This is a genomic window from Nocardioides sp. LS1, from assembly GCF_003865225.1.
GTDB classification, from domain to species: Bacteria; Actinomycetota; Actinomycetes; order Propionibacteriales; family Nocardioidaceae; genus Nocardioides; species Nocardioides ginsengisegetis.
In genome coordinates, this window is sequence record NZ_BIFF01000002.1 from 1,471,883 (window position 1) to 1,494,536 (window position 22,654).

The 22,654-nt window shown below is 73.0% G+C and carries 20 protein-coding genes; 10 read left to right on the top strand and 10 right to left on the bottom strand.

Annotation, left to right across the window (positions count from 1 at the left end):
* Positions 1-457: 457 nt before the first annotated feature.
* From EJF31_RS11845 to EJF31_RS11855, 3 genes are read left to right on the top strand one after another with little or no spacing between them, the layout of a single operon-like run.
* The gene (locus tag EJF31_RS11845; RefSeq protein WP_185736219.1) at positions 458-2,278 is read left to right on the top strand and encodes a sulfatase-like hydrolase/transferase; all 1,821 of its coding nucleotides are present in this window, start codon (positions 458-460) and stop codon (positions 2,276-2,278) included.
* A 38-nt stretch (positions 2,279-2,316) separates the two neighbouring features.
* On the top strand, positions 2,317-2,901 hold the full coding sequence (locus tag EJF31_RS11850) for an aminodeoxychorismate/anthranilate synthase component II (RefSeq protein WP_125037229.1): 585 nt from the start codon (positions 2,317-2,319) through the stop codon (positions 2,899-2,901).
* A complete protein-coding gene (locus tag EJF31_RS11855) occupies positions 2,898-4,205 on the top strand; it encodes an anthranilate synthase component I family protein (protein ID WP_125037230.1) in 1,308 nt (435 codons plus the stop codon). Before EJF31_RS11850 ends, EJF31_RS11855 begins: the two co-directional genes overlap by 4 nt.
* A 52-nt stretch (positions 4,206-4,257) precedes the next feature.
* Here EJF31_RS11855 and EJF31_RS11860 read toward each other — a convergent pair whose 3' ends face one another.
* From EJF31_RS11860 to EJF31_RS11870, 3 genes are read right to left on the bottom strand one after another with little or no spacing between them, the layout of a single operon-like run.
* A complete protein-coding gene (locus tag EJF31_RS11860) occupies positions 4,258-4,800 on the bottom strand; it encodes a DUF3558 family protein (protein WP_125037231.1) in 543 nt (180 codons plus the stop codon).
* Positions 4,797-6,257, bottom strand: a complete 1,461-nt coding sequence (locus EJF31_RS11865) for a HAMP domain-containing sensor histidine kinase (protein ID WP_125037232.1) — start codon at positions 6,255-6,257, stop codon at positions 4,797-4,799. Before EJF31_RS11865 ends, EJF31_RS11860 begins: the two co-directional genes overlap by 4 nt.
* Complete coding sequence (locus tag EJF31_RS11870; RefSeq protein ID WP_125037233.1) at positions 6,254-6,958, bottom strand: response regulator transcription factor; 705 nt, start codon at positions 6,956-6,958, stop codon at positions 6,254-6,256. The genes EJF31_RS11865 and EJF31_RS11870 overlap by 4 nt, the downstream gene beginning before the upstream one ends.
* A 115-nt stretch (positions 6,959-7,073) precedes the next feature.
* Here EJF31_RS11870 and EJF31_RS11875 point away from each other — a divergent pair, with 115 nt between their 5' ends.
* The gene (locus EJF31_RS11875; protein WP_125037234.1) at positions 7,074-7,430 is read left to right on the top strand and encodes a VOC family protein; all 357 of its coding nucleotides are present in this window, start codon (positions 7,074-7,076) and stop codon (positions 7,428-7,430) included.
* Positions 7,431-7,445: 15 nt separating this feature from the next.
* On the opposite strand, the gene EJF31_RS11880 is transcribed toward EJF31_RS11875, so the two are convergent.
* The 3 genes from EJF31_RS11880 to EJF31_RS11890 are packed head-to-tail and all read right to left on the bottom strand — an operon-like array spanning position 7,446 to position 9,222.
* A complete protein-coding gene (locus EJF31_RS11880) occupies positions 7,446-8,303 on the bottom strand; it encodes a fructosamine kinase family protein (RefSeq protein ID WP_125037235.1) in 858 nt (285 codons plus the stop codon).
* Positions 8,300-8,824 (bottom strand): low molecular weight protein-tyrosine-phosphatase, encoded by a 525-nt coding sequence (locus EJF31_RS11885; RefSeq protein ID WP_125037236.1) that lies wholly within the window; start codon positions 8,822-8,824, stop codon positions 8,300-8,302. The genes EJF31_RS11880 and EJF31_RS11885 overlap by 4 nt, the downstream gene beginning before the upstream one ends.
* A complete protein-coding gene (locus tag EJF31_RS11890) occupies positions 8,824-9,222 on the bottom strand; it encodes a phage holin family protein (protein WP_125037237.1) in 399 nt (132 codons plus the stop codon). The genes EJF31_RS11885 and EJF31_RS11890 overlap by 1 nt, the downstream gene beginning before the upstream one ends.
* 44 nt (positions 9,223-9,266) lie before the next feature.
* Between EJF31_RS11890 and EJF31_RS11895 the strand changes: the two genes are divergently transcribed.
* Both EJF31_RS11895 and hisC read left to right on the top strand, forming a co-directional pair.
* Positions 9,267-9,830 (top strand): VanZ family protein, encoded by a 564-nt coding sequence (locus EJF31_RS11895; RefSeq protein WP_185736220.1) that lies wholly within the window; start codon positions 9,267-9,269, stop codon positions 9,828-9,830.
* Between the two features lie 10 nt (positions 9,831-9,840).
* Positions 9,841-10,920 (top strand): histidinol-phosphate transaminase, encoded by a 1,080-nt coding sequence (hisC, locus tag EJF31_RS11900; RefSeq protein ID WP_307718975.1) that lies wholly within the window; start codon positions 9,841-9,843, stop codon positions 10,918-10,920.
* Here hisC and EJF31_RS11905 read toward each other — a convergent pair.
* Both EJF31_RS11905 and EJF31_RS11910 read right to left on the bottom strand, forming a co-directional pair.
* Positions 10,892-12,184 (bottom strand): MFS transporter, encoded by a 1,293-nt coding sequence (locus tag EJF31_RS11905; protein ID WP_125037239.1) that lies wholly within the window; start codon positions 12,182-12,184, stop codon positions 10,892-10,894. The two genes, hisC and EJF31_RS11905, sit on opposite strands and share 29 nt — an antisense overlap.
* The gene (locus tag EJF31_RS11910; RefSeq protein WP_125037240.1) at positions 12,181-12,759 is read right to left on the bottom strand and encodes a transcriptional regulator; all 579 of its coding nucleotides are present in this window, start codon (positions 12,757-12,759) and stop codon (positions 12,181-12,183) included. Before EJF31_RS11910 ends, EJF31_RS11905 begins: the two co-directional genes overlap by 4 nt.
* A 127-nt stretch (positions 12,760-12,886) precedes the next feature.
* On the opposite strand from EJF31_RS11910, the gene EJF31_RS11915 reads away from it, so the two are divergent.
* From EJF31_RS11915 to EJF31_RS11925, 3 genes are read left to right on the top strand one after another with little or no spacing between them, the layout of a single operon-like run.
* Entirely contained in the window at positions 12,887-16,186 is a 3,300-nt protein-coding gene (locus EJF31_RS11915) for a DUF2126 domain-containing protein (protein WP_125037241.1), read from the top strand.
* Positions 16,183-18,675 carry a circularly permuted type 2 ATP-grasp protein gene (locus EJF31_RS11920; protein WP_125037242.1) on the top strand — a complete coding sequence of 831 codons (2,493 nt, stop codon included), beginning with the start codon at positions 16,183-16,185 and terminating at the stop codon, positions 18,673-18,675. Before EJF31_RS11915 ends, EJF31_RS11920 begins: the two co-directional genes overlap by 4 nt.
* Complete coding sequence (locus EJF31_RS11925) at positions 18,672-19,544, top strand: transglutaminase family protein (RefSeq protein ID WP_125037243.1); 873 nt, start codon at positions 18,672-18,674, stop codon at positions 19,542-19,544. The genes EJF31_RS11920 and EJF31_RS11925 overlap by 4 nt, the downstream gene beginning before the upstream one ends.
* 1 nt (position 19,545) lies before the next feature.
* Here the strand turns inward: EJF31_RS11925 and EJF31_RS11930 are convergent, their stop codons facing one another.
* Both EJF31_RS11930 and EJF31_RS11935 read right to left on the bottom strand, forming a co-directional pair.
* A complete protein-coding gene (locus tag EJF31_RS11930; protein WP_125037244.1) occupies positions 19,546-20,955 on the bottom strand; it encodes a cell wall metabolism sensor histidine kinase WalK in 1,410 nt (469 codons plus the stop codon).
* A complete protein-coding gene (locus EJF31_RS11935; protein ID WP_125037245.1) occupies positions 20,952-21,497 on the bottom strand; it encodes a heme NO-binding domain-containing protein in 546 nt (181 codons plus the stop codon). The genes EJF31_RS11930 and EJF31_RS11935 overlap by 4 nt, the downstream gene beginning before the upstream one ends.
* Positions 21,498-21,640: 143 nt before the next feature.
* On the opposite strand from EJF31_RS11935, the gene EJF31_RS11940 reads away from it, so the two are divergent.
* Entirely contained in the window at positions 21,641-22,654 is a 1,014-nt protein-coding gene (locus tag EJF31_RS11940) for a putative zinc-binding metallopeptidase (protein ID WP_125037246.1), read from the top strand.

Genomic DNA, 22,654 nt, shown 5'->3' on the forward strand with positions numbered 1-22,654 from the left:
GGCCGCGGGACGCCGGTCACCGGCGCCCCGCGGGCCTCCCCCGTGGAACGTGGACGAGCGCCACGTGGGCCGACCGTAGGCACGGCCGCGCGGGGTGGTGCGGAATGCGGTCAGGATGGTTCGAAGTGACTAGCAGGGCTGAGTCCTTCGTCTCGTCCTCCCCGCGTGAGCGGGTCTAGACCGAGACGGCGGTGCCGGGGAAGCACCTCTCAACGGACGGAAACCGTCCAAATCGTGATGATCGTCGCGCCCGATCGGCTTCGGCCGGGACCGCCGGGGAGGTACCGTCAGAGGTGCCAAGTGGCTCATGGGCCCGGTGGAGACTGCCCCCCAGCTCCATCGGGCCCACCGCTTTTGCCAGACCACGGGCACCTCTCGGGCCCCCGATCAAAATCTTTGGGTATTCCTTGGGCAACTCACACACTTCCTCGCACGTCTCACCGGTAGGTATGGAGAGGTGAGGGGACCGATGCTGCGCAGGCTGACGGGCAGGCTGACGGGCCGAGTGTCGGCCGTCGCCGGGGTGCTCGCGCTCGCGACCGCCTGCACGGCCACGCCGGCCGTCGGGCCGTCGCCGTACGCGTCGCGCCCGCTGCCGCAGGTCCCGCAGTCGGCGGTGCCGGTCCAGCAGGTGAGCGGCAAGAGCCCCAACATCGTCTTCGTCCTCATGGACGACTTCTCGATGGACCTGGTGCCGACGCTCAAGCATGCCCGCACGATGACCCGGCTGGGGGCGTCGTACCAGAACGCCTTCGTCGTCGACAGCCTCTGCTGCGTCTCACGGGCCGCCACCTTCACGGGGCAGTACCCCCACCAGACCGGCGTGCTCACGAACACCGCCAACATGCCCAACCGGGTGGGCGCGATGGGCGGCTACCGGGCGTTCGCCGCCCACGGCGACGAGCGGCGCACGTTCGCGGTCCGGCTGCAACAGGCCGGCTACACGACCGGCTTCGTGGGCAAGTACCTCAACCAGTACGAGTACTACCCCGCCAAGGGCGTGCCGAGGCCGCCGCTCGGCTGGTCGGACCTGCGCGTGGTCTTCGGGACGGCGTACGACGGCTGGGACTACAACGCGACCTACACCCAGGGCGGCCAGGTGCGCGTCCAGCACTACGACGCCCCGGCCGCGTCGGAGCCGGACGCCGTGAAGGACAAGGCGTACGCCGGCACCGTGATCGGCAACGACGCGCTCGACTTCATCCATGAGCACCGCCACGACACCAAGCCCTACTTCCTCGAGGTGGCGCCCTACGCCACGCACGGACGGATCAACAGCAACCCCCCCTACCCCGGCGACCCGATGTTCCCGCCGGCGTTCCGCGACCGGCCCGGGCACGGCACGGCGCACGGCAACTGCGGCCCCGTCGACTGCCACGACCTGACGGTGGCCGACCTGCCCGGCTACGACGACTGGCAGGGCGACAACGCCCCGGTGCGGGCCGACGGCACGCTCGCGCCGGCGTGGAGCCGCTCGGGCAAGGGGCTCTCGGTCGCCGACGCGGAGACCTCGATGCGCGACCGGGCGCGGATGGCGCAGTCGATCGACCGGATGCTGGGTCGGATCCTGCACAGCGTCGACGACAACACCTACGTCGTGCTCACCTCCGACAACGGCTTCCACCTCGGCCAGCACGGCCTCACCCGCGGCAAGGGCACCGCCTACGACACCGACGTGCACGTGCCGCTCTACGTCATGGGTCCCGGCGTCGTGCCCGGCCCGCGCGACGGGATCGTGTCCAACATCGACCTCGCGCCGACCTTCGAGGACCTCGCCGGCATCGGGTCGCCCGCCTACCGCTCGGGGCATTCCTTCGCCCCGTCCTTCGCCGACCCGGCCAAGGACACCGGCGACTACGCCTTCTTCGAGCACACCTGGTCGCAGTCGCCGGGCAACGACCCGGACCGGCCGTTCAGCGGCCACGACCTGGACCACATCCCGTCGTACGTCGCCGTCCGCAGCCGCACCGGTCTGCTGATCCGCGACGACCTCGACTACAGCTACACCGGGACCGACTACGCCTACGAGTACTACGACTACGCGACCGAGCCGTGGGAGCGCCGCAACCTCTACGGCGACCCGCGCTACGCCGCCCAGGTCTCGGAGCTGATGGCCAAGCTCGACGAGTTCGACCGGTGCGCGCGCGAGCAGGCGCTGACGCCGGACGTGTCGGACACCTGCAAGGCGCTGCCGTTCGCCGACAAGGCCGCCTGGGAGCAGCGGATCCCGCGGCACGCCGTGGCGCACACCTCGCGGAGCGGCTCCGGGAAGGCCTGACCGGGCGACGTGGGCACCGGCACCAGTAGGTTGGGCCGGTGGTCGTTCCGGACGTGGTCGTCGTGGACCACCACGACTCCTACACGTGGAACCTCGTCCACCTCGTCGCCTCCGTCACCGGACGCCTGCCCGCGGTCGTCCAGCACGACGAGGTCGAGGCAGCCGAGGTCCTGCGGCACTCCCACGTCGTCCTCTCGCCGGGCCCCGGGCGTCCCGACGACCCCCACGACTTCGCGGTCGGTCGCGCGGTGCTCGAGGCGGCGACCCGTCCGGTCCTGGGCGTCTGCCTCGGCATGCAGGGCCTCGTGACGACGTACGGCGGGGCCGTCGACCGGATCCTGCCCGCGCACGGCGAGGTCGGGCCGGTGGTGCACGACGGGCGCGGGGTGTTCGCCGGGCTGCCGCAGCGCTTCCGGGTCGTCCGCTACCACTCGCTGGCGGCCCTGCACGTCCCCGACGTGCTCGAGGTCAGCGCGCGCGCCGACGACGGGACGGTCATGGGCGTGCGGCACCGGGACCTGCCGCTGGAGGGCGTGCAGTTCCACCCCGAGTCGGTCCTGTCCGAGCAGGGCGCCGCCCTGGTGGCGAACTTCCTGGCGCCCGGCTTCGGGGGTGCGTCGTGACCGCGGACCCGGCCTCGATCTTCCGCTCGGTGGCCGCCGACCACGCCCGCTGCTTCTGGCTCGACGGCGGCGGTGCCCGGGAGTGGTCGGGCCGCCGGTCGATCATCGGCTGGCTCGACGACGACGACGTCTCGCTGACCTACTCGGCCGCGCGGCGCGAGGTGCTGCGTCACTCCGGCGGCCGGGCGACGGTGGTCGGGTCGGACGCCTTCGCCGTCCTCGAGGCGGAGCTCGCCTCCGGCGACCCGGCCGACCAGTGGTTCGGGTACTTCGGCTACGCGTGCCGCCCCGACCTGCCCGCCCGCCCCGACCCGCTCCTCCCCGATGCCGTCTGGATGCGGGCCCGGCACGTCCGGCTCTTCGACCACCCCGCGCCGGGGGGCCCTGCGTTGCCGTTTGGTCCCCAACGGCATGAAATCGACCCCGAAACATGCCGTTGGGGACCAAACGGCAACGGGAACGGCGTCCCGGCCGACTACGCCGCGGCCTTCGAGGAGGTCCAGGAGGCGCTGCACGCCGGCAACTCCTACGAGACCAACCTGACCTACCGGGTCGGCATCGAGAGCGACGTCCACCCCGCGGTGGCCTACCTGCGGCTGCGCGAGCTCAACCCGGCGCCGTACGCCGGCTTCCTCCAGCACGACGTGGCCGGGCAGCGCGCGTGGCTGCTCAGCTCCAGCCCGGAGCGCTACGCCCTGGTGACGGCGGAGCGGACCCTGGAGACCAAGCCGATCAAGGGCACGACGCCCCGCGGCGGGACCGCGGCCGAGGACGAGGTGCTGCGCGAGCGGCTGGCGACGGAGCCGAAGTTCCGCAGCGAGAACCTGATGATCGTCGACCTGCTCCGCAACGACCTGTCGCTGGTGTGCGAGCCGGGCAGCGTCGAGGTGCCGGTGCTGATGGAGGTGGAGTCCTACGAGGCCGTGCACCAGCTGGTCTCCACCGTCCGCGGCCGGCTGCGCGACGACGTCACCACGATGGGCGCCCTGAGGGCGCTGTTCCCCGCCGGCTCGATGACCGGGGCGCCCAAGCTGCGCACCATGGAGGTGATCGACGCGGTCGAGGCGACGCCGCGCGGCGCCTACTCCGGTGCGTTCGGCTGGGTCGCCGCGGACGGCCGGGCCGACCTCGGGGTGGTGATCCGCTCGCTGATGACGGCCGGCGACGGGCGGTGGTCGCTCGGCACCGGCGGGGGCATCACGGTCCGGTCCGAGGTGGCCGAGGAGTGGGCCGAGTCGCGCTGGAAGGCCGACCGGCTGCTGCAGGTCTTCTCGCCGACACCGGAACACACCGAAGTCCCCTGACCGAGTCGCCGCGGCCCCGGATCAGGGCACTTCGGTGTGTCGGGCGGCCGGCTCAGGGCGCGGTGGCGACGAGGGTGCGCATGACGGCCTCGGTGGCGTCGCGCATGGTGCCCGCGTCGTACGGCGCCAGCTGGATCGCGTTGACGGTCTCGATCAGGCCGTGGACCTGGACGAAGCCGGTCACGAGCACCACCTTCCTCGAGGCGTGCACGACGACGCGGGCGGCGGTCGCGCCGGGGATGCGTACGTCGCTCACCCGGCCCTTGATCTGGCCCATCGCGGCGAAGGCCTTGTCGAAGTCGCCGCCGAACTCCAGGTAGGTGACGTTGAGCGTCGGTCCGCCCTTGGCGACGGGCAGGAATGCGCAGCGGGGGTTGTCGGCGGTGCCGGTCGTCTCGCGGACCTTCTCGCGGAGCGCCCGGCCCAGGGGCCCGGCGGCCAGCCCCGAGCACGGATTGAACGCGGGCTTCGAGGCTGACGGCGAGGCGGACGGGGAGGGAGACGACGACGTCGAAGACGTCTCCGTGGTCGCGTCCGTCGAGGAGCAGCCGGCGAGCAGGAGCAGCAGGGCCAGCGCGGGAGCGGCGCGCCTCATGCGGTGGTGGCCGGGCCGGCGGCGGACAGGGCGTGGGGCTCGCGGCTGCCGGGCAGCCGCAACGTGAGTCGCGCGCCGCCGGCGGGGGACACACCTGCCTCGACGCTGCCGGCGTGCCGCTCGGCGACCTGGTGGACGATCGAGAGGCCCAGGCCGGAGCCGGGCATCGAGCGCGACTCGGGGGAGCGGTAGAAGCGCTCGAAGACGTGCGGCCGGTCCTCCTCGGCGATGCCGGGGCCCTCGTCGTCCACGGTCAGTACGCCGTCGGCGAGGCGGGTCCGGACGGTGCCGTGCGGCGGGCTCCACTTGGCGGCGTTGTCGAGCAGGTTGGTGATCGCGCGCTCGAGGCCGGCGGGCTCCCCGACGACCCACCATGGGTCGGTGTCGACCTCGAAGGCGATGCCCGGCGCGCGACGGCGGACCCGGGCCAGCGCCTGGTCGAGCACCTCGGCGATGTCGACCGACTCGACGACGTGGGTGAGCGGCTCGTCGCGGGCGAGCTCGACCAGGTCGCCGATGAGCGTGGTCAGCTCCTCGATCTGGGCGCGGACGTCGTCGAGCAGCTCGGCCCGCGCCTCCGGCGGCAACGTCATGGCGGGGTCACCGTCGGCCTGGCTGAGGAGGTCGAGGTTGGTGCGCAGCGAGGTGAGGGGGGTGCGCAGCTCGTGGCCGGCGTCGACGACCAGCCGCCGCTGCCGGTCGCGCGATGCGTCCAGGGCGACGAGCATCTGGTTGAACGCGTAGGCCAGGCGGGCGATCTCGTCGTCGCCCTCGACCGGGAGCGGGTCGAGCTTCTCGGTGCGGGCGATCTCCTCGACGGCGGTCGTGAGCCGGCGTACGGGTCGCAGGCCGTTGCGCGCCACGCCCCACCCGGCCATCGCGGCCGCGATCACGCCCGCGAGGCCGAAGAGCAGCATCACCGCGCCGAGCTTCTCCAGCACCCGCTCCTGGGGTGCGAGCGACTGGGCGAGGACGAGGGACTGGCCGTCGGCGTAGGGGACCGAGACGACCCGGTAGTCGGTGCCCCCGGAGCTGACCGTGCGGATGCTGGAGGAGGCCTGGCCCTTGGCCACGGCGAGCTCCTGGGCGCCGAGCTGGGGGAAGCGGGTCATCCGGTCGGGCTGGTAGACGGTCTCGTCGGAGGAGACGAGCGCGATCCGCAGGTCGGAGGCGACCAGCGCCCACACCGGGATCTCGTTGCCGGACGGGAAGCGGATCAGCGTCGGGGACGCGGCCGACTTGTGCGCGCGGTCGAGCAGCGACTGGTCCAGCGTCTCGGTCATCTGCATCCGCACGGTCACGTAGGCGCCGAGCGCCACGAAGGCCACCGCGAGGCCCACCGCCATCGTCGTCAGCAGGATGACGCGGCTGGCCAGCGAGCGCCGGTAGTGCCAGCGACGCTCCTCCCACGTGCGGGTGCCGAACGGGGCGTGACCGAAGGGGGCCGGGCCGCTCATGACTCCTTCAGCACGTAGCCCACGCCGCGCACGGTGTGGATCAGCCGTGCCTCGGACTCGGCCTCGGTCTTGCGGCGCAGGTAGCCGACGTAGACCTCCAGCGAGTTGGCGGTGGTCGGGAAGTCGTAGCCCCACACCTCCTCGAGGATGAACGAGCGCTCGAGCACGCGGCGCGGCCGGCGCAGGAACATCTCCAGCAGCGTGAACTCCGTGCGGGTCAGCTCGATCGCGCGGTCGCCGCGCCGCACCTCGCGGGTCGCGACGTCCATCGTCAGGTCGGCGAAGGAGAGCGTCTCGTCGGGGGCGTCCTCGCGGGGGACGACGCGACGGAGCAGCGCGCGCAGCCGCGCCAGCAGCTCCTGCAGCGCGAACGGCTTGGTGAGGTAGTCGTCGGCGCCGGCGTCGAGGCCGTCGACCCGGTCGCCGACCGCGTCGCGGGCGGTGAGGACCAGGATGGGCACGTCGTTGCCGGCCGACCGCAGCGCCCGCGTGGTCTCGATGCCGTCGAGTCGCGGCATCATCACGTCCATGATCACGACGTCGGGCCCGGCGCCGGCAATGCCCGCGAGCGCCTCGGCGCCGTCGGAGGCCAGCGCGACGTCGTACCCGTTGAACTCCAGCGACCTGCGCAGCGACTCGCGCACGGCCTTGTCGTCGTCCACGACGAGGACGCGGGGCTTGGCGGGCGCGGTGCTGGTCACGCTCCTACTCTGCCAGTCGTGCCTGAACGGTGACTGAGATTGCGCCACGCACTGGTTGAGCGACGCGCGCGACAACCGGAAGCAGGTCGTCCGGTTCCTTGCCTAGGGTGCGGGCATGGCCATCGCACGCTTCCCGAGCTTCGTCCTCGACTGCCCCGACCCCCGCGCGCTCGCGACCTTCTACGCGACGATGCTCGACTTCACGCTGGTGGAGCAGGAGGACTGGTACGAAGCACGCGCCGACTACGGCATGTGCCTGTGCTTCCAGAAGGTCGAGGACTACCGGGCGCCGGTGTGGCCGGGGCAGGACTCGCCGCAGCAGATGCACATGGACGTCGTCGTCGACGACCTCGACGAGGCCGAGGCGGCGGTCGTGGCGCTGGGGGCGACGCGGCACGAGCACCAGCCGGGGACGACGTTCCGGGTGTTCCTCGACCCGGCGGGGCACCCGTTCTGCCTGTGCACGAGCTGACCTGACCTGACCGGCTCAGGCGTAGCGGCGCGCGGCGTCGGCCGCGCGGGCGCCGTAGCCGCCGCCGAAGAGGCAGGCGTGGACGAGCAGCGGGTGGAGCTGGTGCAGCGCGACCCGGTCCTGCCAGCCGTCGGCGAGCGGCGCGACCTCGGCGTAGGCGTCGAGGACGCGGGGGAGGTGGGGCAGCCCGAACAGGGCGAGCATCGCGAGGTCCACCTCGCGGTGGCCGCCGTGGGCGGCGGGGTCGATGACGCGGACCCGGCCGTCGAGGCCCCACAGGACGTTGCCGTTCCACAGGTCGCCGTGCAGCCTGCTCGGCGGCTCGACGGGCACCAGCTCGGGCAGCCGCCCGATCACGGTCTCGACCGCGACGGCCTGGTCGTCGGTGACGGCGCCGCGGTCGCGGGCCACCTTGAGGTAGGGCAGCACCCGGCGTACGGCGTAGAACTCCGCCCACGTCTCGGTGGGCTTGTTGGGCAGCGGCAGCTTGCCGATGTAGCCGTCGTGGTCGAGGCCGAAGCCCTCGCACCCGGCGGTGTGGGTGGTGGCGAGCGCGCGGCCGAACTCCGAGGCCGCGTCGACGGCGTTCTTGCCGGGCTCGACCCACGCGAGGATCAGGCACTCGTGGTCGACCGCGAGCACCTCGGGCACCGAGACGCCGCCGGTCTCGGCCAGCCACGCCAGCCCGCGCGCCTCGGACTCGAAGAAGTCGGGTGGGGCGTGCGGGTGGGTCTTCATCAGGGCTGTGGTGCCGTTGCTGAGCCGCAGCCGTGTGGCCGTGGATATGTCGCCGCCCGCGACGGGGGCCGTGGCCACGACGGCCGAGCCGAGGAGCTCCTCGGCACGCCTGGCGACCAGCGGCAGCCGGGTCATCTGACTGCGACCCCGACGCCGGGCAGGCGGTGCAGCTCGGCGACGATCGTCGCTGCTGTGCGCTCCACCATCGTGAGGACCTCCTCGAAGCCGGCAGGGCCACCGTAGTACGGGTCGGGCACCTCGCCACCGGTATCGACGGGATCGAAGTCCCGGAAGAGCCGCACCCGGTCGTCCCCGCCGCCGATCCCGCCCACCGAGATGTCGGACAGGTTGCTGTCGTCCATCGCGAGGACGAGGTCGAAGGCGCCGAGCCAGGAGTCGTCGTACTGCTGGGCGCGGTGCCGTGAGGGGTCGTAGCCCGCGGCCGCCAGGGTGGCCGCGGCGCGGCGGTCCATCGGGTCGCCGACGTGCCAGCCGCCGGTGCCGGAGCTGGCCACCTCGACGCGGTCGTCGAGCCCCGCGTCCGCGATCCGCGCGGAGAGCACCACGTCGGCCATGGGCGAGCGGCAGATGTTGCCCAGGCAGACCAACGCGATCCGGTAGCGACCGGGCGTCCGGGGTTGCGGCAGGCCGGGCATCAGCGGCGGTCGTCCTCCGGGCCGATCAGTCCGTCGACGACCCAGCCGACGATGGTGATGACGATGGCCCCCCCGACCGCGGTCCAGAACCCGTTGACGTGGAAGCCGATGCCCAGGCCGTCGGCCAGCCAGCTCGTCAGGCCGAGCATCGCGGCGTTGATCACGAGCAGGAAGAGGCCCAGCGAGAGCAGGATGAAGGGGATCGAGATCAGCTTCAGCACCGGCTTCACCGTCGCGGAGACCAGGCCGAGGATCAGCGCCACGAGCAGCAGCGGCAGCAGCTTGTGCTTGATCTCCTCCTGCCCGTGGACCGGGCCGGTGAACCGGATGCCGTCGAAGAGCTGCGCGGCCACGGCGAGCGCGACGGCGTTGGTGATGAGCCAGGAGATGATCCGCACGCGTCGATCCTAGAAGCATGGTTGCGGTGAGTACCCTTCCCCGCGTGTTTCCTGTCGGAGGGGTGGGCGTGATGCTCCTGGGCGCGTTCGTGTCCGGGGGCCTGTGCCTGCTGCTCGGCACCGCCCTGCGCCGCCGCCTCGGGCCGACGACGGGCCTGTCCGTCGCCGGACTGCTCTGGTCGGTCGTCGTGATCGCCCTCGTCACGCTCATCCCGGCCAACGGCGCCCCGGGCATCGTCTCGGCCGAGGGCCGGCTGACCACCTGCTCGTGGGACATCGGCGGGCCCGCCCCGACGGGCTTCTGGATCTTCCAGTCCGGCCAGCGGCTCCTCAACACGGTGCTGTTCGTGCCGTCGGGGGCGCTGCTCGTGCTGGCCGCCGCGCGGTGGCGGGCGGCCCGGGTCCTCGTCCCGGTCGGCTTCGCGCTGCTCGCCTGCTACTCCGCCGGCATCGAGTTCACCCAGCTGCAGCTGGCCCGGATCGACCGCGCCTGCGACGTCACCGACGTCATCGACAACGTGTCGGGCGCGGCGGTCGGCGTCCTGGTCGGCGGGCTGCTGGCGCTGGTGCTCCGCCCGTGGCGGCGTCGCGGCCAGGTCCGCGGTTAGGGTGCCGTCTGTGCCCAGCCTGAGCAGTCCGCAGCCTCGTCCGAACGTCTCCGAGATCCCGCGGTACGTCGCGGGGAAGCCGCCGACGGTCCGGCCCGGGCTGACGTCGTACAAGCTCTCCTCGAACGAGAACCCCTACCCGCCGCTGCCCGGCGTGCTCGAGGCCGCGCAGGCCGCGGTCGCCCAGATGAACCGCTACCCCGACATGGGCGCGACGGCGCTGTACGACGCCCTCGCGGACCGGTTCGGGGTCCCGGCCGAGCACCTGTCGCTGGCGACCGGGTCGGTGGGCCTGATCTACCAGCTGGTGCAGGCCTTCTGCGACCCCGGCGACGAGGTCGTCTTCGCCTGGCGGTCCTTCGAGGCCTACCCGATCGCGGTCACCGCCGCGGCCGCGACGTCGGTCCGGGTGCCGGTGTTGCCCGACGGCCGCCACGACCTCGACGCGATGGCCGCCGCCATCACCGACCGCACCAAGGTCGTGCTGGTCTGCACCCCCAACAACCCGACCGGTCCCGCGGTCACCCAGGCCGAGCTCGACGCCTTCCTCGCCAAGGTGCCGCCGCATGTGCTCGTGGTGGTCGACGAGGCCTACGTCGAGTTCGTGCGGATGGACGACGCCGTCGACGGCATCGCCACCTACGCCGCCCACGACAACGTGGTGCTGACCCGGACCTTCTCCAAGGCCTACGGGCTGGCCGGCTTCCGGGTCGGCTACGCCGTGGCGCCCGCCGACATCGCGGGCGCCCTGCGCGCGGTCTCGCTGCCCTTCGGCGTCTCGACCGTCGCGCAGGCCGCCGCGATCGCCTCGCTCGCCGCCGAGGACCTGCTCCTCGAGCGGGTCGAGGCGCTGGTCGGCGAGCGGGCCCGGTTCCGCGACGGTCTCCTCGAGGCCGGCTGGGCGATCCCCGAGGCCCAGGGGAACTTCGTGTGGTTCGACCTCGGGGACCGCGCCGCCGACTTCGCCGCCGCGGCCGACGCCGTCGGTGTCACCGTCCGCCCCTTCGCCGGTGAGGGCGTGCGGGTGTCGATCGGTGAGACCGAGGCGAACGACCGGATCCTCACGCTGGCGCGGGAGTTCCCTCACTGACCTGCTCGGTCACCTCGGCCACCGGGCGGACGTCGATCTCGCGCCACTTCGGGTCGACCGCCGGCAGCATCGTGACCAGGAAGTACGCCGAGCCGGCGACGAGCATGGCGACCATCAGGCCGGCGCCGCTGATGATCGCGCCGCCGAGCAGCGGACCGATCGGCATGAGCGCGAAGCACAGCGCCGTGATCAGCGACGAGACGCGACCCACCAGGTGGCCGGGGATCCGCTCGTAGATGACCGCGCCCAGGATCGGGTTGATGAACCCCGACCCGAAGCCCGAGACGACCGCGATCGCCAGCACCGTCCACAGCGGGTTGTCCCAGGCCAGGACGAAGAACCGCGGCGAACCGCAGACCAGGAAGGTCACGAGGTACGTCGTGTAGCGGGGCAGCCGGGCCGCCCAGGTCGCGGCGCAGATCGCACCGAGGGCCGCGAAGCCGCCGAACACCGCGAAGACCAGGCCCAGCACGGCCGGGCCGCCCCCCCACGTCCGGGCCCACACCGGCATCAGGACCGAGGCGTAGGCCGCGTCGATCATGTTGGTCAGCGCGACCATGAAGGCGATGGCGAGCAGCACCCGGTCGCCGCGCAGGAAGTGCCAGCCAGCGGCGAGCTGGGCGCGGTAGGGGAGCGGGTCGCCCTCCTCGCCCTCCGCGCCTGTCGCGGCCGGTCGGGCCATCGAGGCCGTCGCCCAGGCCAGCAGCAGCGCGGAGAGCCCGAAGCTGACGGCGTCGACCACCAGCGCGTTGGCGGCGCCGATGACAGCGATCAGGCCGCCCGCGAAGGCGGCGCCCAGCATTGTGGCCGAGCGCTCGACGGTGGCGTGCAGGCCGGTCGCCCGCTCCATCGGGACCTGCGCCGACTCGACCAGCCCCGGCACGATCGCGCCCTTGGCGGCATCGCCGGGACCGCGCAGGGCGCCGGCCAGGGCCACCAGCGCCAGCAGGGCACCGAACCGCAGCAGCCCCGCGTCGTACAACAGCGGGATCGAGCCGACCACGAACAGCGAGCCGACGTCGCAGGTGATGCTGACCCGGCGCGCGCCGACCCGGTCGATGATCGGCCCGCCGAGCACCTTGAGCAGCACCAGCGGCACCATCTCGAAGAGGGCGACCAGGCCGGTCTTCACCGGGGAGTCGGTGGTCACGAGGACGAAGTACGGCAGGGCCAGCATGGAGACGCGGGTGCCCGTCAGGGACACGGCCTCGGAGGTGAGCCAGCCGTAGAGGGGCCGGCGGTTGGCGGTGGTCGTGCTGCTCATTGCTTGTCTCCTGTCACGGTCCCGGGTCGCGGGAAGGCGGCGATCTGGATGACGAAGTCCGCGGTGGCGGGGTCGTCGTCGGGCTCCTCGTCCTGGCTCATGAACCAGTCGTGGACGTGGTCGAGCAGTGCCCTGGCCCGGGCCGGGGTGAGGCGGATGCCGTAGTCGCTGAACGTCGAGGCGTGCCGCCACTCGTCGGACAGCAGGCCGTGCTCCTCGACGGCCCGCTGCAGCTGCTCGGTCAGCACGGTGGCCACCGACTGCAGGTAGGCGTCCATCGTCTGCCGGGTCTCCTCGTCCGCCGGCTCCTCGCGCTCGGTCGTGGTCGCCTGGTGGGCGGCCTTCCACCAGCGGTCGCGGGCGTTGCCCCGCTCCTCGTCGTCGACGATGAAGCCGTGCTGGGCCAGCTGCCGGAGGTGGTACGACGTGGCGCCGCTGTTGAGGCCGAGGCGGGTCGCGAGCTGGGTGGCCGTGGCCGGCCCCTCGATCCGCAGCAGCCCGAGCATCCGCAGCCGCACGGGGTGCGTCAGCGCCTTGAGCGCCTGCGGCGACGGGGTGATCGAGGTGAGGTCCATGGCAGGACTGTAGAACCGCAAAGAGATGTTTGCAAACACTTCTTTGCGATCAGTCTGGACCAGCGGGCGCGAGGCTGCCTTGAGACGGTGTTACCCCGAAGCAACGGGGACCGGGCAGGCTAGGGCCATGTCGGTCAAGGTCGCGCTCGAGCACCGCACCACCTACGAGTTCGCGCGCCCGATCGCGGTGGCGCCCCACGTGGTCCGGCTGCGGCCCGCGCCGCACTGCCGCACGCCGATCGAGGCCTACTCCCTCGAGGTCTCGCCGAAGAACCACTTCGTCAACTGGCAGCAGGACCCCTTCGGCAACTGGCTGGCCCGGCTGGTGTTCCCCGAGCCGGTCCAGACCCTCGACATCACCGTCGGCCTGGTGGCCGACCTGATGGTGATCAACCCCTTCGACTTCTTCATCGAGGAGAGCGCCGAGCGCTTCCCGTTCGCCTACGAGCCGGCCCTCGCGGCCGACCTCGCGCCGTACCTCCGCCCGGTCGAGGACAGCGCCGAGGCCGCCGCGTGGAAGGACCGGCTGCCGCCGCTGCCCGAGGACGGCACCCCGACCGTCACGTTCCTCGCCGACCTCAACACCGCCGTGCACCGCGACGTCGCCTACTCCGTGCGGATGGAGGCCGGCGTCCAGACCCCCGACGAGACGCTGCGCGCCGGGATCGGCTCCTGCCGCGACAGCGCGTGGCTGCTGGTCAGCCTGCTGCGGCAGCACGGCCTGGCCGCGCGCTTCGTGTCGGGCTACCTGGTCCAGCTCACCGCCGACACCGAGGCGCTCGACGGCCCCAGCGGCCCCGAGGCCGACTTCACCGACCTGCACGCGTGGGCCGAGGTGTTCATCCCCGGCGCCGGCTGGGTCGGCATGGACCCGACCAGCGCGCTGTTCGCCGGCGAGGGCCACATCCCGCTCTCCGCCACGCCGCACCCGTCCAGCGCCGCGCCCATCGAGGGCGCCACCGAGCCGGTCGAGGTCAGCTTCTCCTTCCACAACCAGGTGCGCCGCGTCCACGAGGACCCGCGCGTCACCAAGCCCTACACCGACGAGCAGTGGGCCCGGATCGACGCGCTCGGTGAGGCCGTCGACAAGCGGCTCGCCGAGGGCGACTGCCGCCTGACGATGGGCGGCGAGCCGACCTTCGTCTCCCTCGACGACGCGACCTCCGCCCAGTGGAGCTCCGAGGCCGACGGGCCCGAGAAGCGCCGCCTCGCGAACGACCTGGCCGAGCGGCTGCGGCGCGTGTACGCCGAGGGCGGGGTCGTCCAGCGCAGCCAGGGCAAGTGGTACCCCGGCGAGCCGCTGCCCCGCTGGCAGATCGGGCTCCAGTGGCGCACCGACGGGGAGCCGCTGTGGCAGGACCCGGCGCTGCTGGCCGACCCGTGGGCGGGTCTCGACAAGCTCGACCAACGAAAGACGCTCGACCAACGAAGCGCCGACGCTGACGCGCGGGCGCTCGCGGAGCGGATCACCCAGACGCTCGGGCTGCCCGGCCACCTGCTGCACGCGGCGTACGAGGACCCGCTCGCGGTGCTCGCCGCCGAGGTCCGCCGTCCGACGGGAGACCGGCCCGCGGCCGACGACGGGATCGACGCCGACAGCCTCGCCCACCTCGACGCCGCGGTCACCGACGCGGTCGCGTGGGTGCTGCCCCTGGTGACCGGCGAGGACTGGGCGGTCCCGGCCTGGTCGTTCCGGCGCGGTCGCCTCGTGCTGACCCCCGGTACGTCGCCGGCGGGCCTGCGGCTGCCGCTCGACTCGATCGCGTGGGAGGACCCCGAGGCCGCGGTCACGCCGTCGTACCTCGAGGCCGGTCCGCCGCTGGCGCCGAGGGTGCCGACTGTCTCGGTGGTCGGGCCCGAGGGCGTGCCGACGACCGCGCTGGTGGTCGAGGCGCGCGAGGGCAGCGTGTTCGTCTTCCTGCCGCCGACCGAGCGGCTCGAGGACTACGCCGACCTGCTCCGGCTGGTCGAGGTGGCCGTGCGCAAGCTGCGGCTGCCCGTCGTGCTGGAGGGCTACGGCCCGCCGCCGGACCCGCGACTGACCCAGCTCGTGGTGACGCCCGACCCCGGCGTCATCGAGGTCAACGTGCAGCCGACGTCGAGCTGGGCCGAGCAGCGGGAGCTGACCGAGACGCTCTACGCGCAGGCCCGCGAGGCCCGGCTGTCGACGGAGAAGTTCGACCTCGACGGGCTGCACACCGGCACCGGCGGCGGCAACCACCTGACCCTCGGCGGCAGCCAGCCCGTCGACTCGCCGCTGCTGCGGCGCCCGGACGTGCTGGTCAGCCTGATCCGCTACTGGCAGCGGCACCCGTCGCTGTCCTATCTCTTCTCCGGACGCTTCATCGGCCCGACCAGCCAGGCGCCGCGCTTCGACGAGGGCCGCCCCGAGGCGGTCTACGAGATGGAGATCGCGTTCGCCGAGATCGCCCGGCTGACGGAAGAGGGTGGCGAGGCCCGCCCGTGGCTGGTGGACCGGGCGCTGCGGCACCTGCTCACCGACCTGACGGGCAACACCCACCGCGCAGAGTTCTGCATCGACAAGCTCTACAGCCCCGACTCCTCCCGCGGCCGGCTCGGGCTGCTGGAGCTGCGCGGCTTCGAGATGCCGCCGCACCCTCAGATGGCGCTGCTGCAGGCCCTGCTCGTGCGCAGCCTGGTCGCGATGTTCTGGGAGGAGCCCGACACCGCGCCGCTGGTCCGTTGGGGCACCGCCCTGCACGAGGACTTCCTGCTGCCGCAGGGCGCGATCGCCGACATCGAGGCGGTCGTGGCCGACCTGCGCGCGCACGGGATCGACTTCGAGTCGTCGTGGCTCGACCCGTTCACGGAGTTCCGGTTCCCGCGGGTCGGCGTGACCGTCGTGGACGGCGTGGAGCTCGAGCTGCGGGCCGCCATCGAGCCGTGGCACGTCCTGGGCGAGGAGGCGACCGCCGGCGGCACCGCCCGCTTCGTCGACTCCTCGGTCGAGCGGATCCAGGTGAAGGTCCGCGGGCTCGACCCGCACCGCCACCTCGTGACCTGCCAAGGTGTCCCCGTGCCCCTGACGAGCACCGGCGTGGTCGGCGAGTTCTACGCCGGCGTGCGCTACCGCGCGTGGCAGCCCTGGTCGGCGCTGCACCCCTCCATCGAGGTGCAGGCCCCGCTCCATATCGAGGTCGTCGACGTGGCGTCGGCGGTCTCGCTCGGCGGGGCGACGTACCACGTCGTGCACCCGGGCGGCCGCTCCTACGACACCCCGCCGGTCAACGCCAACGAGGCCGAGGCCCGGCGCGCGAGCCGCTTCGAGGCCCGCGGCCACACCGCCGGCCGGATCGACGTCGGCGCGCTGCGCGAGGCAGGCCGACGGGCGGCCACGGAGGAGTACCCGCACACGCTCGACCTGCGCCGGGTGCCGCCCCGCTCCCCGAGGCCGGGGCGCACGTGACGCTGCTGCGGGACTACTCCGCCGCCGTCACCCAGCCCACGCTGCCCGGGGAGGACGAGGGCGGGGCCCGCTACGACGAGGTGGTCGGCCCCGACGGCACGCTGCGCCCGGCGTGGAAGGGCATGGCGGAGGTCGCGGTCACCCTGACCCCGCACGACCTGATGCGCGTGGACGAGGAGATCAAGCGGTTCCTCGCCGACGACGGAGTCACCTACGCCCGGCCCGGCGAGGGCCTCGGGCCGTGGCGGCTCGACCCGGTCCCGCTCGTCCTCGACGCCGCCGACTGGACCCCGCTCGAGGTCGGCCTCGCCCAGCGCGCCGAGCTGCTCAACGCCGTGCTCTCCGATGTCTACGGGGAGCAGCGGCTGCTCGCCTCCGGCCTGCTGCCGGCGCCGGTGGTGCTGGGCCACGGCGGCTTCGTCCGCGGCCTGGCCCGCGCCTCGGCCACCGACCCGCGGCCGCTCGTCCTTTCCGCCACCGACCTGGGCCGCAACGCCGCCGGCGAGTGGACGGTGCTGGCCGACCGGGCGCAGGCGCCCTCGGGGCTGGGCTACGCGATGGAGAACCGGCGGGTGGTCTCGCGGGTGATGCCCGAGCTCTACCGCGAGGCCGGGACCCATCGGATGGAGCCCTACTTCTCGGCGCTGCGCTCGGCCCTGATCCAGTCCGCGCCGGGCGAGCCCGGGGACCCGCGCGTGGTCGTGCTGTCGCCCGGCACGGCCAGCGAGACGGCGTACGACCAGGCGTTCCTGGCCACCACGCTCGGCTTCCCGCTCGTGCAAGGCAGCGACCTGCTCATGCGCGACGGGTCCATCTACCTCAAGGGGCCAGGTCGGCTCGAGCGCGTGCACGTCATCCTGCGCCGCGTCGACGCCGCCTGGTCCGACCCGCTCGAGCTGCGCGGCGACTCCCAGCTCGGCGTCGCCGGGCTGGCCGAGGCCGTACGCCGCGGCACGGTCCGTGTCGTCAACGGCCTCGGCTCCGGGGTCCTGGAGAACCCCGGCCTGCTGCCCTACCTGCCCGCGCTGTGCGAGGAGCTGCTCGGTGAGCCGCTGCGGCTGCCGTCGGTCCGCACCTGGTGGTGCGGCGACCCGGCGGGGCTCGACCACGTCCTGGACCACCTCGACGGGCTGGTCGTGCGCACCTTGGACGGCAAGCCCGAGGACCTGGCCGCGCTGGGGCGGGACGAGGTGCGGGCCCGGATCCTGGGCGCGCCGCACCGCTACGTCGGCCAGGAGCGGGCCGCCCTGTCGCAGGCGCCGACGCTGCGGTTCGGGTCGGTGCGCCCGCAGGCACTGACCCTGCGGGCGTTCACGCTGCGCTACGGGTCGGCCTACCGCCCGCTCGTCGGCGGCCTGGCCAACGTCTACGAGGGGGAGCGGACCGCGGCGTCCAAGGACGTGTGGGTCCTCAAGGCCGAGCCCGACGCGCCGGACCAGGGGCTCGCCGACGTGCTGCCGCTGACGCGGGTGCGGTCGGTCTCGCCGTTCGTGCCGCGCGTCCTGGAGGACATGTTCTGGCTGGGCCGCTACGCCGAGCGCGGCGAGGACATGCTGCGGCTGGTGATGGCCGCACACGCGCTGGCCGACGACTTCCGCGCCCGGCCGCACTCCGCCGGCGGCGAGAGCCTGGCGGTGCTGATGCAGGCGGTGACGCGGCTGGCCGGCACCCGCTTCGAGCCCGACGACCTCGACCAGGAGTTCCGCTCGCTGCTGCTCGACCCGCACCGGTCCGGCTCCGCGGCGCACGCGATCGCCGGGCTGCGCGAGGCCGCGATGGGGGTCCGCGACCAGCTCTCGCCCGACACCTGGCGGGCGTTCGGCGTCGTGGAGCGCGCCCACGACGTGCTGGTCGGCTCCACGCACAGCCACCAGGTCGCCGAGTCCGCGGGCCGGATGCTCACCGGGATCCTGTCGCTGCAGGGCGTCACCGCGAGCATGATCCGCGACGCCGGCTGGCACACCATCGGCCTGGGCCGCGCCCTCGAGCGGGCGATCCAGCTCTGCCACCTGCTGCGCGCCACGGCCACGCTGCGGCGCGGCATCGACGTCGACCGCGACGTGCTCAACGCGGTGCTGGCGGCGTCGGAGTCGGCGGTCACGCACCGGCGCCGCTACCGCGGCTACGTCCGTGCCGCCAGCGTCCTCGACCTGCTGCTGACCGACCCCGACAACCCGCGGTCGCTCGCGTTCTGCCTCGGCGAGGCCGCGACCCACCTCGCCGCGATGCCCGGCTCGACCGGCTCGTCGCGGCCCGAGCGGCTCCTCGACGACCTCACCGGCCAGCTGCGCGACGCCTCGGTGGCCGAGCTCGTCGCGATCGGCGGCGTCGGCCGGCCCAACCTCGAGGCCTTCCTCGACGGGCACCTCGCCCAGCTCGCCCGGCTCTCCGACGCGGTCGCGGACCTGCACTTCGCCAGCGGTCCCGCCCCGCGGACGTTCGACTCGACGCTGTTCCTCGGCTCCGAGCCGTCGGGGGTGGCGCCGTGAGGTACCGCGTCAGCCACGCCACCACCTACACCTACGACGAGCCTGTCACCGACAGCCTCGGCATCGCCCACCTGCTCCCGCGGGTGCTGCCGTGGCAGGAGGTGGGGGAGGCCCGCGTCGAGGTGGCCCCGGTGCCCGGCGACATGTCCTGGGACCGCGACTACTACGGCAACACCGCGACCTACTTCCAGGTGACCGAGGCCCACACGGTCCTCGAGGTCCACGCGACGAGCGAGGTCGAGGTGTCGTCCCCGTCGTACGACGCGGGGCTGCTGGCGCGGCCGTGGACCGCCCTGCGCCCGCTGCTCCACCCCGCCACGCCCGGCGCCGTCGCCGCCACCGACTTCGCGCTCGCCTCGGGGCAGGCACCGCACCACCCCGAGGCGGCCGCCTATGCCGCCGCGTCCTTCTCCGACGGCCGGCCGGTGGGGGAGGCGGTGACCGACCTGGTGCGCCGGATCCACGCCGACTTCGCCTACGACAAGACCGCCACGACCGTGACGTCCACGATCGAGGAGATCCTCGAGAAGCGGGCCGGGGTCTGCCAGGACTTCGCGCACCTGACGCTGGCCTGCGTCCGCTCACTCGGGATGGCCGCCCGTTACGTCAGCGGCTACCTCGCGACCACGCCCCCGCCCGGGCAGGAGCGGCTCGTCGGCGCCGACGCCTCGCACGCCTGGGTCGCGGTCTGGGTCGGCGACGACGAGTGGCTCGCGCTCGACCCGACCAACGACAGCCGCGCCGACGACCGCTACGTCACCGTCGCCTGGGGCCGCGACTACGCCGACGTCGTCCCGGTCAAGGGCGTCATCTTCACCGAGGCCAAGCGCTCGACGCTGCAGGTCGCGGTCGACGTGGCGCCGTACTGAATCAGGCTGACGCCGCCCCGGCGGGCACCGCGCGCGGCAGCCGCACCCGGACCCGGGTTCCGGCGTCCGGCTCCGAGGTCAGCTCGATGTGCCCGGCGTGGTGGTCGACGATGGTCCGGACCACGGCCAGGCCGAGGCCGGTGCCCTGGACGGCGTTGGTGGTCGCGCTCTGCGCTCGATAGAAGCGGTCGAAGACCAGCGGTACGTCCTCGGCGGCGATCCCGACCCCGGTGTCGGCGACGGTGAGCGTGACGTGGTCCTCGGTGGTCGTCAGCTGCAGGCTGACCTCGCCGCCGGCGGGGGTGAACTTGATGGCGTTGGACACCAGGTTGATCACGAGGCGCTCGAGCTCGTCCCGGCTGCCGCGCACCGGGCTCGGAGCGGACTCCACGACGCGCACGGACACCTGCCCCGCCTGGGCCGCCGGCTCGAGGACGCGGTGGCTCTCACGGACCACCTCGACCAGATCGAGGAGCGTGTGGTCGATCCCGGTCTCGCCGGAGTCGGAGCGGGCCAGGGTCAGCAGGTTCTCGACGAGGCTCGCCAGCCGGTCGCCGTTGCGGCTGATGACCTCGATGACGCGTCGTTGGCGGTCCGTGATGGCGCCCAGGTCCTCGTCGGCGAGGACCTCCAGGTAGCCGTTGATGCTGGCGAGAGGGGTGCGCAGCTCGTGGGAGACGGTCGAGACCAGCTCGGACTTGACCCGGTTGGCCTCCTCGAGGTGCTCCACCGCCTCGGTCATGTGCCGGTAGGCCTGCGCCTGTGACAGGGCCGAGCCCAGGTCGCTCGCGAGCTGCTCGACCAGGGCCCGCCGGTCCGGGCTCCAGGGCCGGGACGTCCGGACGGCGTGCAGGGCCAGCCAGCCCACGAGCTTGCCAGCGACCCACATCGGCGCGCCGAGGTAGGAGCCGATGCCCATCACGTCGACGAGGTGCGCCGTGTTCTCGGGGCCGATCCGCGGGTCGGCCGTGACGTCGTCGATGCTCAGCGTCTCGCGCCGATGGGCGGTCTCGAGACACAGCCCGGCGAACGCCGGCGGTACCTCGAGCCCCGCGGCCAGGTGGCAACCCGGCAGCGACCACTGCTCGACCACCGAGCCGATGCTCACGCCGTCGGCAAGCCGGATGACGCAGCGGTCGGCCTGGACGACGGGGCCGATCGCGGTCACGGCGCGGCGGAGCACGGCCTGGGGGTCGAGGTCCTGACGCACCAGGCCGGCCACGAGCCGCAGCTGCGCCTGCTGCTCGGCCCTGGCGCGCAGCTCGGCCTCGGCCTGCTGGAGCTGCACCACGGCGTCGTACAGCTGGGCGGTCGACTGCTCGCCCACCGTCTCGGCCGTCGTGCGCGCGCGGCGCTCCCGCTCCAGCTGCCGCCGGAGGAGGGCGATTTCCTCATCGGCCTCGCTGGTCACGCACGGGCCCGGAACTCACACACCAGCACGCAGTCGGCCGCGCCGTCCTGCTGGCAGCGGGGCTGGGTGATGGAGACGTCCTCGCCGAAGTGCTCGGTCGCTCCGGCGATCATGCCCTCGGCGAACGCGCACATCCGGCGGTCCGAGCCGTAGCCGATCCGGAGCGTCGAGGGCCCGGACCGTTCGAACTCGAAGGTGGGCGGGTTCGCCTCGGCGTGGAGCTTGCGCACCTCGGTGTGGATGACGTCGTTGAGGGTGAGCAGGAAGTCCACCGTGTGCGCGTGCGGCTCGAAGAACTGGGGGTACCGCTCGGCCAGCGCGACGATCGCGTGGCGACCGAACGCCCGCTGGACCTCGACCCCGGTGCTGTCCTGGTCCTCGGCGAAGGCGCCCACCAGCGTGGCGAGCTCGTCGTCGCGGTAGGTGCCGAGCGACGTGTAGCCGCCGGTGAGGTCCGCGTCGGTGAGGAGCTGGTCCCACACGCGCTCGCCGCCCCGGCCGACCACGAGCTCCTCGAACAGATTGAAGATGATGCCCTTCATCCGAGACCCCTGCTCGATACGCCCCCGTATTGAATGGATGTCAGTTCGCGATCATAGGACCCCGCCGGGGTGAGCAGGCGGCCGTGCGGGCGAGTGTCTCGAAGGTGTGGCCGCGGCACCGGTCCTCTGTCAGTCTTCGGGGCGTGAAGGCCTTCCGCTGCCGGGTCTGCGACAACCCGCTGCACTTCGAGAACTCCGTCTGCGTCTCCTGCGGCACCGCGCTCGGCTTCTCGCGCTCCGAGCGCGCGATCGTGCCGCTCGACGACACCGGCCGGTACGTCGATCCCGCCGGGCTGGTCTGGCACGTCTGCGCCAACCTGAACCTCAGCGGCTGCACCTGGCTGGCGCCGGTGGAGGGCGCGTCCTGCTTCGCGTGCGGCCTGACCCGGACCCGGCCCAGCGACCACGACCTGGAGGGGCTGGCCAACTACCCGCTGGCCGAGCAGGCCAAGCGGCACCTGGTCTTCGAGCTCGACGGGCTCGGCTTCCCGGTGGTCGGCAAGGACCCCGCGACCGGCGGCGACGAGGTGAACGGCCTCGCCTTCGACCTGCTCTCCTCCAGCAACGGCGAGGACGTGACGATCGGCCACGAGAACGGCGTGGTCACCATCGACCTCGCCGAGTCCGACGACGCCTACCGCGAGAAGATCCGCGCCCAGCTGGCCGAGCCCTACCGGACGATGCTCGGCCACTTCCGGCACGAGGTCGGGCACTACTACGAGTGGCAGCTGGTCCGCGGCGATGAGCGGTTCAGCCGCTGCCGGGAGCTGTTCGGCGACGAGTCGATCGACTACGCGGCCGAGCTCCAGCGGCACTACGAGCAGGGCCCGCCCGACGGCTGGGAGCAGTCGCACATCTCGACGTACGCGACGATGCACCCCTTCGAGGACTTCGCCGAGACCTGGGCGCACTACCTGCACATCTGCGACACCATCGAGACCGCCGGCGAGTACGGCCTGACCGCGGTGTCCTCGCCCGCGCTGTTCTCGTCGTTCCGCGACCTCGTCGTCGGCATCTGGGTGCCGCTGTCGATCGCGCTGAACATGATCAACCGCAGCATGGGCAAGGACGACCTCTACCCGTTCGTGATCCCGGCGCCGGTGCTCGACAAGCTCGACTTCGTGGCGTCGCTGGCCGACCGCCCGGACAGTCCGTAG

Excerpts from the sequence above, each read along its gene's own strand:
- EJF31_RS11860 (WP_125037231.1), bottom strand. The coding sequence starts at position 4,800 with ATGAGGCGCGCCGCTCCCGCGCTGGCCCTGCTGCTCCTGCTCGCCGGC.
- EJF31_RS11865 (WP_125037232.1), bottom strand. The coding sequence starts at position 6,257 with ATGAGCGGCCCGGCCCCCTTCGGTCACGCCCCGTTCGGCACCCGCACG.
- EJF31_RS11875 (WP_125037234.1), top strand. The coding sequence starts at position 7,074 with ATGGCCATCGCACGCTTCCCGAGCTTCGTCCTCGACTGCCCCGACCCC.
- EJF31_RS11880 (WP_125037235.1), bottom strand. The coding sequence starts at position 8,303 with ATGACCCGGCTGCCGCTGGTCGCCAGGCGTGCCGAGGAGCTCCTCGGC.
- EJF31_RS11885 (WP_125037236.1), bottom strand. The coding sequence starts at position 8,824 with ATGCCCGGCCTGCCGCAACCCCGGACGCCCGGTCGCTACCGGATCGCG.
- EJF31_RS11905 (WP_125037239.1), bottom strand. The coding sequence starts at position 12,184 with ATGAGCAGCACGACCACCGCCAACCGCCGGCCCCTCTACGGCTGGCTC.
- EJF31_RS11910 (WP_125037240.1), bottom strand. The coding sequence starts at position 12,759 with ATGGACCTCACCTCGATCACCCCGTCGCCGCAGGCGCTCAAGGCGCTG.
- EJF31_RS11915 (WP_125037241.1), top strand. The coding sequence starts at position 12,887 with ATGTCGGTCAAGGTCGCGCTCGAGCACCGCACCACCTACGAGTTCGCG.
- EJF31_RS11935 (WP_125037245.1), bottom strand. The coding sequence starts at position 21,497 with ATGAAGGGCATCATCTTCAATCTGTTCGAGGAGCTCGTGGTCGGCCGG.